At 73.7% G+C, this 12457-nt stretch carries 11 protein-coding genes; 8 read left to right on the forward strand and 3 right to left on the reverse strand.

Annotated elements, in window-relative coordinates; translation table 11 throughout:
* Positions 1–8: 8 nt before the first annotated feature.
* Positions 9–566: a Uma2 family endonuclease gene (locus tag AB0O91_RS30580; RefSeq protein WP_363439849.1), complete on the forward strand. Its 558-nt coding sequence runs from the start codon at positions 9–11 to the stop codon at positions 564–566.
* On the opposite strand, the gene AB0O91_RS30585 is transcribed toward AB0O91_RS30580, so the two are convergent.
* Genes AB0O91_RS30585 through htpX form a run of 3 tightly spaced genes read right to left on the reverse strand, consistent with a single transcriptional unit; the run spans position 557 to position 2942 of the window.
* Complete coding sequence (locus AB0O91_RS30585; protein ID WP_363439852.1) at positions 557–1390, reverse strand: DUF3097 domain-containing protein; 834 nt, start codon at positions 1388–1390, stop codon at positions 557–559. The two genes, AB0O91_RS30580 and AB0O91_RS30585, sit on opposite strands and share 10 nt — an antisense overlap.
* 24 nt (positions 1391–1414) lie before the next feature.
* Positions 1415–1999 (reverse strand): hypothetical protein, encoded by a 585-nt coding sequence (locus AB0O91_RS30590; protein ID WP_363439855.1) that lies wholly within the window; start codon positions 1997–1999, stop codon positions 1415–1417.
* A gap of 22 nt (positions 2000–2021) precedes the next feature.
* The gene (gene htpX / locus AB0O91_RS30595) at positions 2022–2942 is read right to left on the reverse strand and encodes a zinc metalloprotease HtpX (protein ID WP_363439858.1); all 921 of its coding nucleotides are present in this window, start codon (positions 2940–2942) and stop codon (positions 2022–2024) included.
* 267 nt (positions 2943–3209) lie between these two features.
* On the opposite strand from htpX, the gene hrcA reads away from it, so the two are divergent.
* The 7 genes from hrcA to AB0O91_RS30630 all read left to right on the forward strand — a co-directional run bounded on the left by hrcA (position 3210) and on the right by AB0O91_RS30630 (position 12446).
* Complete coding sequence (gene hrcA / locus AB0O91_RS30600; RefSeq protein WP_363439861.1) at positions 3210–4244, forward strand: heat-inducible transcriptional repressor HrcA; 1035 nt, start codon at positions 3210–3212, stop codon at positions 4242–4244.
* A gap of 81 nt (positions 4245–4325) precedes the next feature.
* Entirely contained in the window at positions 4326–5465 is a 1140-nt protein-coding gene (gene dnaJ, locus AB0O91_RS30605) for a molecular chaperone DnaJ (protein ID WP_363439864.1), read from the forward strand.
* Positions 5466–5543: 78 nt separating this feature from the next.
* Positions 5544–6293 carry a 16S rRNA (uracil(1498)-N(3))-methyltransferase gene (locus AB0O91_RS30610; protein ID WP_363439867.1) on the forward strand — a complete coding sequence of 250 codons (750 nt, stop codon included), beginning with the start codon at positions 5544–5546 and terminating at the stop codon, positions 6291–6293.
* 160 nt (positions 6294–6453) lie between these two features.
* On the forward strand, positions 6454–9708 hold the full coding sequence (locus tag AB0O91_RS30615; protein ID WP_363439870.1) for a S41 family peptidase: 3255 nt from the start codon (positions 6454–6456) through the stop codon (positions 9706–9708).
* A gap of 139 nt (positions 9709–9847) precedes the next feature.
* Positions 9848–10201 carry a histidine triad nucleotide-binding protein gene (locus AB0O91_RS30620; protein WP_363439873.1) on the forward strand — a complete coding sequence of 118 codons (354 nt, stop codon included), beginning with the start codon at positions 9848–9850 and terminating at the stop codon, positions 10199–10201.
* Positions 10202–10207: 6 nt separating this feature from the next.
* Entirely contained in the window at positions 10208–11131 is a 924-nt protein-coding gene (locus AB0O91_RS30625; RefSeq protein ID WP_363439875.1) for a ribonuclease Z, read from the forward strand.
* Positions 11132–11420: 289 nt separating this feature from the next.
* Positions 11421–12446, forward strand: a complete 1026-nt coding sequence (locus AB0O91_RS30630; RefSeq protein ID WP_363440005.1) for a PhoH family protein — start codon at positions 11421–11423, stop codon at positions 12444–12446.
* Positions 12447–12457: the final 11 nt, after the last annotated feature.

A 12457-nucleotide genomic window follows, 5' to 3' on the forward strand; every position in this document is an offset into this window, starting at 1 on the left:
AGCGTGCGATGACCGCCATCGATGATCGGATGACCGGGATCTTCGAGAACCTGGAGGTCCCTGAAGGCTTCAAGGCCGAACTCATCAGGGGGGAAATCGTGATGATGGCCGGGCCCGACATGGTCCACAACCTCATCATCCGGGCGATCCAGCACCAGGCGCCGTACGCCCGGTGGAATGCCCTGACCACCCAGGATGTGGCCTTTCCTCGCGACGCCAGCGAGCCACAGCCGGACCTGGTCGTGTTCGAGCGTGGAACAGTGGAGGAGCACGGCCGGCTGTTGCCCGCGCTCGCGGTGACCCTGGTGGTCGAGGTGGTCTCGAAGACCAGCGTCCTGCGCGACTACCAGACCAAGCGGGAACTCTATGCGGAGGGCCAGATTCCCGCCTACCTGATCGTCGACCCGATCAAGGGCGTTTGTGTGCTGCTCACCGAACCTGGCCGGGCGGCCACCTCGGGCCAGCCGGACTATGCGGTTGAGCGGACCGCGAAGTTCGGTGAGCCGATCCCGCTGGACGTGCTGGAGCTCACTCTGGACACCTCGGAGTTCCAGACCTACTCCTGACCCGGCAGGGCCGTGAAGTCGATCAACTCCTCGACCTTGGCGAGGAGTTCGGGCTCCAGGTCCTTGTAGCTGTCCACCGTCGACAGGATCCGCTTCCAGGCGGCCGGGGTGTCCACCGGCCAGCCGAGGCGGCGGCAGGTGCCCTCCTTCCAGTCCTCGCCCCGGGGGACGGCGGGCCAGGCGGGGATGCCGACCGAGGAGGGCTTCACGGCCTGCCAGACGTCGATGTAGGGGTGGCCGACGACCAGCACCGAGTCGCCGGTGACCTGGGCGGCGATCCGGTGCTCCTTGGTGCCCGGGAGCAGGTGGTCGACCAGGACGCCGAGGCGGCGGCCGGGGCCGGGGGCGAAGTCGGCGACGATCGCGGGGAGGTCGTCGATGCCCCGGAGGTACTCCACGACGACGCCCTCGATCCGCAGGTCGTCGCCCCAGACCCGCTCGACCAGCTCGGCGTCGTGCCGTCCCTCGACGTAGATCCGGGACTCGCGGGCGACCCGGGCCCGGGCGCCGGGGACGGCGAGGGAGCCGGAGGCCGTGCGGGCGGGGGTGCGCGGCGCGGCAGGGGCGGCGGGGCGGACCAGGGTGACGGTCCGGCCCTCCAGCAGGAAGCCGCGCGGGACCAGCGGGAAGACCCGGTGCTTGCCGAAGCGGTCCTCCAGGGTGACGGTGAACCCCTCGGCCGTCTTCTCGCAGCGCACCACCGCCCCGCAGAAGCCGCTGGCCGCCTCCTCGACCACCAGGTCCCGCTCGGCCGGCACCTCGGGCGCCGGCTGCTGCTTCTTCCACGGCGGGGTGAGGTCGGGTCCGTACTGGTGGCTGCGCATGGGGGCGAGTCTACGGACGGCCCGTCAGAGGCCCGGCGCGCCCCACACCGGGAACCAGCGGCTGAGGTCCTTCTCCAGCCGCAGGTCGTTCCCCAGCAGCGCGTTGACCTGGAGCTCCAGCGGGCTGTTGCGCCGCTCCCCGCCGCCCGGCATCGGGGCGAACGGGTAGAAGGTGCCGCGCTTGTAGAGGTAGACCAGGGCCAGCGACTGCCCCTCCGCGTTGCGGAAGCCGACCAGCGAGCAGAGCAGCTGCGGGCCGAAGCCGTTGGCCTCCAGCTCGCTGTTGACCGCGTGCAGGTCGTTGACCAGCTCCGGCAGCTCCTCGGGGGTGTGCCGGGCGAGCAGCCAGGAGTAGCCGTAGCCGTCCTTGGAGGCCTCCACCGGGACGCCGCCGCGCTCGGTGTCGGCGTCCAGCAGGGCCCGGACCTGCTGTTCCACCTGGACGAAGGCCCCGCCCTCGACGGCGGCGAAGCAGACCGAGCCGAGCCCGGTGGGCAGGAAGCCCGCCCCGGCCTCCAGGGTGAGCGCGGCGGACGGCAGGCCGAACAGCTGGTCGAGGTCGGGCTTGACGGGCTTGGTGCGGCCGAACAGGGCGTCCAGGATTCCCACGGGGGTCCCTTCCGGGTAGGGGTCAGCGGCCGAGCTGCTCGGAGATCTTCGCCAGCTGGGCCAGCCGCTTCTCCAGCGTCGGGTGGGTGGAGAGCAGCTGGGAGGCGGTCTCCCGGGCGCTCAGCGCGGGGGCGAAGTAGAAGGCGTTGTACGGCTGGGACTTGCGCAGGTCCTCGGTGGGGATGGCGGCGATCTGCCCGGTGACCTTGGTGAGGGCCGAGGCCAGTGCGCTGGGCCGGCCGGTGAGCTGCGCGGCGGCCCGGTCGGCGGCCAGCTCCCGGTAGCGGGACAGCAGCCGGGTGAGCAGGAAGCTGATCGCGTAGACCACGATCGACACCAGCGGGATGATCAGCGCGGCGATGGCCGCGTTCTGGTCGTTGCTGTTGCGGTTGCCGCCCATGAACCCGCCGTACATCGCGATCCGGGTCATCGCCCCGGCGAGCACGCCGAGGAACCCGGCGATGGTCATCACCGCGACGTCCCGGTGGGCGACGTGCGACAGCTCGTGCGCGAGGACGCCCTCCAGCTCCTCCGGTTCGAGCCGGCGCAGCAGGCCGGTGGTGACGCAGACCACCGCGTTCTGCGGGTTGCGGCCGGTGGCGAAGGCGTTCGGCATGTCGTTGTCGGCGACCGCCACGCGCGGTTTGGGCATGTCGGCCAGGGCGCAGAGCCGGTCGACCGTGCCGTGCAGCTGGGGGTACTGCTCCGGGGTCACCTCGTGGGCGCCCATGGCCCGCTCGGTGATCTTGTCGCTGAACCAGAACTGGGCCACGAACAGCCCGCCGGAGATCAGCACGATCAGCGGCCAGGCCCCGCGCAGCAGCACGATCAGCAGGCCCGTGAAACCGACGTACAGCAGCCCGATCACGAACATCGTCCCGACCATGCGGCTGGTCAGGCCGCGGTCCGGCGCGAAGCGGGTGTGCTGGCCCGAGCTCGACATCGCTTGCTCCTCCGTTCGCCGTCGCTTTCGATGCTGCCACCCGGACGGCCCCGGGGCACCACCCGCGCGCACGGAGTGTCGGGGCGGCCGTCCGGAACTGCGGGCAGGATCACCCCGGCCGGGCCGTTCCTGCGGTAGGACCCGGGCCGTACACTGGCAGGTACGGTTTTGGCACTCGTGCGTGCAGAGTGCCAGGGTCGGGGTCCTCCCCGGAGCGGCTCGCAGCATCACAGACGGACAACGTGCGAAGACGGAGGTGCGTGCCCCATGGCCGGAGAGGTCCGCCAACTGGACGACCGCAAGCTCGCCGTGCTGCGCGCGATCGTCCAGGACTACGTGGGCACGGAGGAGCCGGTCGGCTCCAAGGCCCTGGTGGAACGGCACAACCTCGGGGTGTCCCCGGCCACGGTGCGCAACGACATGGCCGCGCTGGAGGAGGAGGGGTACATCCACCAGCCGCACACCAGTGCGGGGCGGATCCCCACCGACAAGGGCTACCGGCTGTTCGTCGACAAGCTCGCCGAGATCAAGCCGATGAGCTCCCCGGAGCGCCGCGCGATCCGGCACTTCCTCGACGGCGCGGTCGACCTGGACGACGTGGTCATGCGCACGGTGCGGCTGCTCGCCCAGTTGACCCGCCAGGTGGCCGTGGTGCAGTACCCCTCGCTGACCCGTTCCACGGTCCGGCACATCGAGCTGGTGGCGCTGGCCCCGGCGAAGGTGATGCTGGTGCTGATCACCAACACCGGCCGGGTCGAGCAGCGGATGGTCGACTGCCCGGGCACGGTCGGCGAGACGGTCCTGGCGGACCTGCGCTCGCGGATCAACGCGCGGGCGGCCGGCCAGCGGCTGCCGGACGTCCCGGGGCTGCTGGAGGAACTCCCGGCGGCCTTCGAGCAGGCCGACCGGCCGACCGTCAGTACGGTCCTGGCGACGCTGTTCGAGGCGCTCGCCGAACAGAACGAGGAGCGGATCATGCTGGCCGGCACGGCCAACCTGACCCGCTTCGGGCACGACTTCCCGCTCACCATCCAGCCGGTGCTGGAGGCGCTGGAGGAACAGGTCGTCCTGCTCCGCCTCCTGGGTGAGACCACGGACGCCGCGATGACGGTCCGGATCGGGCGGGAGAACGCGTACGAGGGGCTGAATTCCACCTCGGTCGTCTCGGTCGGTTACGGTTCGGGCGACGAGAGCGTGGCCAAACTGGGTGTGATCGGTCCGACCCGGATGGACTACCCGGGCACAATGGGGGCGGTGCGGGCGGTGGCACGGTACGTGGGCCAGATCCTGGCCGAGTCGTAGCACAGCAGCCGCCGTCGAGGGGTTCGACGGCGGAGACCAGTCGCAGCAGCACTACTACAGGCGGAACAAGCGGAGCATTTGGTGGCCACGGACTACTACGCGGTACTCGGCGTCCGACGGGATGCGGGGCAGGACGAGATCAAGAAGGCGTTCCGGCGCCTGGCACGCGAACTGCACCCGGACGTCAACCCGGACCCGAAGACGCAGGAGCGGTTCAAGGAGATCAACGCCGCCTACGAGGTGCTCTCCGATCCGCAGAAGCGCCAGGTCTACGACCTCGGGGGCGACCCGCTGTCGCCCGGCGGCGGCGGCGCGGGCGGCTTCGGGGCCGGCGCGGCGGGCTTCGGCTTCTCCGACATCATGGACGCCTTCTTCGGCGCCGCGGCCGGCCAGCGCGGCCCGCGCTCGCGCACCCGCCGCGGCCAGGACGCCATGATCCGGCTGGAGATCACCCTGGAGGAGGCCGCCTTCGGCACCACCAAGGAGCTCCAGGTCGACACCGCCGTCACCTGCACCACGTGCAGCGGCGAGGGCGCGGCCCCCGGCACCTCCGCGCAGACCTGTGACATGTGCCGCGGCAAGGGCGAGGTCTCCCAGGTGACCCGCTCCTTCCTGGGCCAGGTCATGACCTCCCGCCCGTGCCCGCAGTGCCAGGGCTTCGGCACCGTCGTGCCGACCCCGTGCCCCGAGTGCGCCGGCGACGGCCGGGTGCGCGCCCGTCGCACCCTGACGGTCAAGATCCCGGCGGGCGTGGACAACGGCACCCGCATCCAGCTGGCCGGCGAGGGCGAGGTCGGCCCCGGCGGCGGCCCGGCCGGCGACCTGTACGTCGAGATCGCCGAGACCACCCACGCGGTGTTCCAGCGGCGCGGCGACGACCTGCACTGCACCGTCACCATCCCGATGACGGCCGCCTCGCTCGGCACCCAGGTGCCGCTGCAGACCCTGGACGGGCTGGAGGAGGTCGACATCCGGCCCGGCACCCAGTCCGGCCAGTCGATCCCGCTGCACGGCCGGGGCATCACCCACCTGCGCGGCGGCGGCCGGGGCGACCTGATAGTGCACGTCGAGGTGCAGACGCCCACCAAGCTCGACGCCGAGCAGGAGGAGCTGCTGCGCCGGCTCGCCGTGCTGCGCGGGGAGGAGCGCCCGTCCGGCCAGTTCGCGCCGGGCCAGCAGGGGCTGTTCTCGCGCCTGAAGGACGCCTTCAACGGCCGGTAGTCGTCCACGCAGGGGTGCCGGGGGCTGGTCCCCGGCACCCCTGCGGTGTTCCCGTTCCCTTCCCGGAGGTTCCCCGTCATGACCGCGCCCGTCTTCGTCGTCGAGACCGAGCGGATCGCCGCCGCCGCGCCCGGGGCCGTGGTGCGGCTGGACGGGCCGGAGGGGCGGCACGCGGCCGCGGTGAAGCGACTGGAGGCCGGCGAGGCGGTGACCCTGGCGGACGGCCTGGGGCTCGGCGTGGACGGCACCGTCGCCGGGGTGCTCGGCAAGGACGCGATCGAGGTCACGGTCACCGCGGTGCGCCGCGAGCCGGAACCGGCGCCGCGGATCGTCGTCGTCCAGGCCCTGCCCAAGGGCGACCGCGGCGAACTGGCCGTGGAGACCATGACCGAGGTCGGCGTGGACGTGGTCGTCCCCTGGGCCGCCTCCCGGTGCATCACCCAGTGGAAGGGCGAGCGGGGCGCCAAGGCGCTCGCCAAGTGGCGGGCCACCGCCCGGGAGGCGGGCAAGCAGTCCCGCCGGCTGCGCTTCCCCGAGGTGCGCGAACTCGCGACCACCCGGCAGCTGGCGCCGCTGCTGGCGCAGGCCGCCCTCGCCGCGGTGCTGCACGAGGAGGGCGCCGAGCCGCTGGCGCAGGCCGCGCTGCCGGCCGGCGGGGACGTCGTGCTGGTGGTCGGCCCGGAGGGCGGGGTCTCCCCGGAGGAGCTGGCCGCCTTCGCCGAGGCGGGCGCCCGGCCGTACCGGCTCGGGCCCTCGGTGCTGCGCACCTCGACCGCCGGGGTGGCCGCCGGGGCGCTGCTGCTGGGGCGCACCGGCCGCTGGTCCTAGGGCTCCGACTCCTAGAGCCTCGACTCCCAGAGCCTCGACTCCCGGAGCTCCGACTCCCAGGGCTTCGACGGCGGGCCCGGGGAGGCCGGATTCCCGCACGCCGGACGGCAGTTGCCGGAAAACGGAGCGGATCGTACCCGCACCTGCCTACGCTGACCGGGTGACGGACTCGCTGAGCACCTCCACCGGCGCCTACCTGCGCCAGCCCCACCTCCACGGCGATCTGGTGGCCTTCGTCGCCGAGGACGACCTCTGGCTCGCCCCGCTGGACGGCGGCCGGGCCTGGCGGCTGACGGCCGACCACGTGCCGGTGCGTCACCCCCGGTTCTCCCCGGACGGTCGGCACCTCGCCTTCACCTCCACCCGGGACGGCGCCCCGGAGGTGCACGTGCTGCCGGTGGACGGCGGTCCGTCCCGGCGGCTCACCCACTGGGGCAACGAGCTGACCCGGGTGCAGGGGTGGACGGCGGACGGGCGCCCGATCGCCACCACCGGCGCGGGCGAGGCCGGCGGGCGCCGCAGCTGGGCGCACGCGCTGCCGCTGGACGGCGGCGCGGCGGCGCGGCTGCCGTACGGGCCGGTCGGCGGGCTGGCCTTCGAGCCGGACGGCGGGAGGGTGCTGCTGGTCACCGCCAACAACCGCGAGCCGGCCTGGTGGAAGCGCTACCGGGGCGGCCGGGCGGGCCGGCTGTGGCTCGGGCGGGACCGGTTCGAGCGCGTCCACGAGGAGTTGGACGGCAACCTCGACTCCCCGCTCTGGGTGGCCGGGCAGGGCGGCCGGGGCGGCCGGATCGCCTTCCTGTCCGACCACGAGGGCGTCGGCGAGCTCTGGTCCAGCCGCCCGGACGGCACCGACCTGCGCCGGCACACCGGCGACCCGGACGGCTTCTACGCCCGTGGCGCCGCCACCGACGGCACCCGGGTGGTCTTCCACCGGGCCGGCGACCTCTGGCTGCTGGACGACCTGGACACCGCCGCGCCGCGCCGCCTGGACATCCGGCTGGCCGGCCCGCGCACCGGCCGCCGCCCCCGCCCGGTGCCCGCCGCGCACTGGCTGGAGTCGGTCGCCCCGGACCGCACCGGCCGGGCCGGGGCCGTGGTGGTGCGCGGCAGCGTGCACTGGCTGACCCACCGGGAGGGCCCGGCCCGGGTGCTGGACGAGACCCCGGGCGTGCGCGCCCGGCTGGCCCGGGTGGTGCCCGCCCCGGACGGCACCCAGGGCGTGCTCTGGGTGTCCGACGCCGAGGGCGAGGACGCCCTGGAGTACGCCCCCGACGTGTACGGCCCGGAGCGCCGCCGGCTGGCCGCCGGGCAGCTGGGCCGGGTCAACTCGCTGGTGGTCTCCCCGGACGGCCGGCAGGCCGCGCTCGGCGTGCACGACGGCCGGGTGCTGCTGGTCGGGCTGGCCGACGGCGCCGTCCACCAACTGGACCGCAGCACCGACGGCGAGGTCAGCGGGCTGGTGTTCAGCCCGGACTCGGCCCGGCTGGCGTGGTCCCGCCCGGTGCACCGGATGGGCCCGTACTCGCTGCGCCAGATCGTGCTGGCCGACCTGGCCACCCGTACCGTCGGCGAGGTCACCCCGCAGCGCTTCCTGGACACCTCGCCCGCCTTCACCGCGGACGGCCGCTACCTGGCCTTCCTGTCGGTGCGCAACTTCGACCCGGTCTACGACGCCCACGCCTTCGGCCTGTTCTTCCCGAACGGCTGCCGCCCCTACCTGGTCACCCTCGCCGCCGAGACGCCGTCCCCGTTCGGCCCGCAGCGCGCCGGACGGGCCCCCGGCGGGGAGGAGGACGAGTCCAAGGCCCGCCCGGCGGACGGCGCGGAGGCCGCGGCCGGGGCCGGGCCCGCCACCGGGCTGGACCTGGACGGCATCGCCGACCGGATCGTCCCCTTCCCGGTCGAGGGCGGCCGCTTCCACGCGCTGCGCGCCGCCAAGGACGGCCTGCTGTGGACCAGGGCGCCGCTGCTCGGCGAACTCGGCGACGAGGCGGCCTCCCTGGAGGACGAGCGGCCCCGACCGGTGCTGGAGCGCTTCGACCTGCGCAAGCGCCGGGTCGAGCAACTGGTGCACGGCGTCGACGGCTTCGCGGTCAGCGGGGACGGCACCCGGGTGGCCGTGCTGGACGAGGGCGAGCTGCGGATCGTCCCGGCCGGCCACAAGGCGGGCGGCGAGGACGACGAGACCACCGTCGACCTCGCCCGGCTGCGGGTGACCGTCGACCCGGCCGCCGAGTGGCGGCAGATGTACGCCGAGAACGGCCGCCTGATGCGGGACAACTTCTGGCGCCCCGACCTCGGCGGGGTGGACTGGACCGGGATCCTGGAGCGCTACCGGCCGCTGGTCGAGCGGGTCGGCTCGCACGACGAACTGGTCGACCTGCTCTGGGAGGTGCACGGCGAACTCGGCACCTCGCACGCCTACGTGGTGCCGTACGGCCGCTACACCGAGCCCGCTCGGCGCCAGGGCCTGCTCGGCGCCGACCTGGTCGACGACGGCGGCCAGTGGCGGATCGGCCGGATCCTGCCCGGCGAGTCCTCCGACCCCCGGGCCCGCTCGCCGCTGGCCGCGCCCGGCGCCGCGATCCGCCCGGGCGACGCCCTGCTCGCCGTCAACGGCCGCCCGGTGGACCCGGTCGCCGGCCCGGCGCCGCTGCTGGCCGGCACCGCCGGGCAGCCGGTCGAGCTGACCGTGGTCGGTAAGGACGGCGGCGGCCCGCGCCACCCGGTGGTCGTGCCGCTCGCCGACGAGGAGGCCCTGCGCTACCACGACTGGGTGGCCGGCCGGCGGGCCGCGGTGCGCGACCTGTCCGGCGGCCGGCTCGGCTACCTGCACATCCCCGACATGCAGACGGCCGGCTGGGCCCAGCTGCACCGCGACCTGTCCACCGAGATGGCCCGGGAGGGCCTGGTCGTGGACGTCCGGGGCAACCGCGGCGGCCACACCTCGCAGCTGGTGATAGAGAAGCTGGCCCGGCGGATCATCGGCTGGTACGCGATCCGGGACACCGACCACGGGGTGCCCTACCCGATGGACGCCCCGCGCGGGCCGGTGGTCGCCATCGCCGACGAGATGTCCGGCTCGGACGGCGACATCGTGAACGCCGCCGTCCAGGCGCTCGGCATCGGGCCGGTGGTCGGCACCCGCACCTGGGGCGGGGTGATCGGCATCGACAGCCGCTACCAACTGGTCGACGGCACCCTGGTCACCCAGCCCAAGTACGCGATGTGGCTGGAGAACTACGGCTGGGGCCTGGAGAACCACGGCGTCGACCCGGACGTCGAGGTGCCCTTCGCCCCGCACCACTGGGCGGCCGGCGAGGACCCCCAGCTCGCCGAGGGCGTGCGGATCGCCCTGGAGACCCTGACCCGCACCCCGGCCCGGACCGGGCCGCCACTGCCCTGGGCGTGATCGGCTCGGCTAGGCTGCGCCCGTACGGCGCCGCGTCGACGGGATCCGGGCGAGCCCCGGCCGACGACCCGGCGCAATCCCACCGAAGTCACCGCAGTCACCGACGTCACCGCAGTCCCACCGAGACGAGGAGTACCCGATGGCCGGCGAGCCGCAGTCCGACTGTGTGTTCTGCAAGATCGTGGCGGGCGAGATCCCGGCGACCGTGGTCCGCAAGACCGAACGCGTCCTCGCCTTCCGCGACATCGCCCCCAAGGCCCCCGTGCACGTCCTGGTCATCCCGCACGTCCACTACCCGAACGCCGCCGCGCTGGCCGCCGCCGAGCCGGAGGTGGCCGGTGAACTGCTCGCCGAGGCGGGCGCGGTGGCGCGGGACGAGGGCATCGAGGACTACCGGCTGATCTTCAACACCGGCGCCGGCGCCGGGCAGACCGTCTTCCACGCCCACGTGCACGTGCTCGGCGGGACGCACATGACCGAGAGCATGGTCTGAGACCAGGTGTCCCCGCGCGAACTCGTCGTCCTCGGCACCGCCAGCCAGGTGCCCACCCGGCACCGCAACCACAACGGCTACCTGCTCCGCTGGGACGGCGAGGGCGTGCTGTTCGACCCCGGCGAGGGCACCCAGCGGCAGATGCTGCACGCCGGGGTCTCGGCCACCCAGATCACCCGGATCGCCGTGACCCACTTCCACGGCGACCACTGCCTGGGCCTCGCCGGGGTGATCCAGCGGATCAACCTTGACCGGGTCCCGCACCCGGTGGACGTCTACTTCCCGGCCTCCGGCGAGGTCTACTTCGAGCGGCTGCGGCACGCCACCGCCTACCACGAGACCGCCGTGCTGCGGCCCCGGCCGATCGACGAGCCCGGCCCGCTGCCCGCACCCGGCGCCCGCTTCGCGCTGGACGCCGTCCGGCTGGACCACCCGGTGGAGTCCTTCGGCTACCGGCTGTCCGAGCCGGACGGGCGCCGCCTGGTGCCCGAGCGGCTCGCCGCCCTCGGCGTGCACGGACCGGCCGTCGGCCGCCTCCAGCACGAGGGCGCGATCGTGGTGGACGGCCGCACCGTCACCCTGGACGAGGTCAGCGAGCCCCGGCCGGGCCAGCGGTTCGCCTTCGTGATGGACACCCGGCTCTGCGAGGGAGTGCACCAACTCGCCGAGGGCGCCGACATGTTGGTGGTCGAGGCGACCTTCGCCGACGCCGACGCCCGGCTCGCCGAGGAGCACGGCCACCTCACCGCCGGCCAGGCCGCCAAGGCCGCCGCCGAGGCCGGGGCGCGCACCCTGGTGCTGACCCACTTCTCCCAGCGCTACCCGGACCTCGGCCAGCACCTGGCCGACGCCCGCAAGCACTTCGACGGGGAGCTGGTGCTCGCCGAGGACCTCGCCAGGGTCCCCGTCCCGGCCCGCCGCCACCCGTGAACGCCGCCGGACGCCGCGGCGGAGCGGGGGAAAAGCGTTCGCGCGGCCCCGCGATCTGCCGCAGCATCGTCGGGTGCGGCCCCGCCGCCCGCCGCAGCGATCACGCTCGCGGCGTACCCTGGTGCCCCGGAGAGACCGAGCGGCACACGAGACCACGGATGGGATGAGGCAGGCCCAGCGCCGACCCATGAGTGACACATCGCAGACCCGTACCGACGGAAAGTCGCGCCCCGAACCGGCCGAGGACGGCCGGGTGAGCGCCCGGATCGTCATCCCCGAGAAGCACCCGATGGTCACCCTGCTCGGCACGGCGGACTCGCTGCTGCGCGTGATCGAGCAGGGTTTCCCGGCCGCCGACATCCACGTCCGCGGCAACGAGGTGACCGCCACCGGGGAGCGCGCCGAGGTCGCCCTCGTGCAGAAGCTCTTCAACGAGATGATGCTGGTGCTGCGCACCGGCCAGCCCCTGACGGAGGACTCCGTGGAGCGCTCCATCGCGATGCTCCGCGAGGAGGACCCGGACGGCCCGGCGCCGTCCCAGGTGTTCACCGCGAACATCCTGTCCAACCGGGGCCGCACGATCCGCCCCAAGACGCTCAACCAGCAGCGCTACGTCGACGCGATCGACAAGCACACGATCGTCTTCGGCCTCGGCCCGGCCGGCACCGGCAAGACCTACCTGGCGATGGCCAAGGCCGTCCAGGCCCTCCAGGCCAAGGAGGTCAACCGGATCATCCTGACCCGCCCGGCGGTCGAGGCGGGGGAGCGGCTGGGCTTCCTGCCCGGCACCCTCTACGAGAAGATCGACCCGTACCTGCGCCCGCTGTACGACGCGCTGCACGACATGATGGACCCGGACTCCATCCCGCGCCTGATGGCGGCCGGCACCATCGAGGTCGCCCCGCTCGCGTACATGCGCGGCCGCACCCTCAACGACGCCTTCATCATCCTGGACGAGGCCCAGAACACCTCGCCCGAGCAGATGAAGATGTTCCTCACCCGCCTCGGGTTCAACTCCCGGGTGGTGGTCACCGGCGACACCAGCCAGATCGACCTCCCGGGCGGCACCCGCAGCGGCCTCAAGGTCGTCCAGGAGATCCTGGTCGACGTCCCGGACATCCACTTCTCCGTCCTCACCAGCACCGACGTGGTCCGCCACAAGCTGGTCGGCCGGATCGTGGACGCCTACGAACGCTGGGACGCCCGGCAGGAGGCCGAGGAGAACTCCCCGGCCGTCCGCAAGCCGGCCCAGCGGCGCCCCGGCAAGACCGCCGCGGCGCGCGCACCCCGTCAGTCCCATCGCACCGAAAGCTGAGCACACAGCCC

The sequence above is a fragment of the Kitasatospora sp. NPDC089797 genome (assembly GCF_040684795.1).
GTDB lineage: Bacteria > Actinomycetota > Actinomycetes > Streptomycetales > Streptomycetaceae > Kitasatospora.

Bases quoted from the DNA above. Each gene is read 5' to 3' on its own strand.
- htpX (WP_363439858.1), bottom strand. From the start codon at position 2,942: ATGTCGAGCTCGGGCCAGCACACCCGCTTCGCGCCGGACCGCGGCCTG.
- AB0O91_RS30580 (WP_363439849.1), top strand. From the start codon at position 9: ATGACCGCCATCGATGATCGGATGACCGGGATCTTCGAGAACCTGGAG.
- hrcA (WP_363439861.1), top strand. From the start codon at position 3,210: ATGGCCGGAGAGGTCCGCCAACTGGACGACCGCAAGCTCGCCGTGCTG.
- AB0O91_RS30610 (WP_363439867.1), top strand. From the start codon at position 5,544: ATGACCGCGCCCGTCTTCGTCGTCGAGACCGAGCGGATCGCCGCCGCC.
- AB0O91_RS30585 (WP_363439852.1), bottom strand. From the start codon at position 1,390: ATGCGCAGCCACCAGTACGGACCCGACCTCACCCCGCCGTGGAAGAAG.
- AB0O91_RS30620 (WP_363439873.1), top strand. From the start codon at position 9,848: ATGGCCGGCGAGCCGCAGTCCGACTGTGTGTTCTGCAAGATCGTGGCG.
- AB0O91_RS30630 (WP_363440005.1), top strand. From the start codon at position 11,421: ATGGTCACCCTGCTCGGCACGGCGGACTCGCTGCTGCGCGTGATCGAG.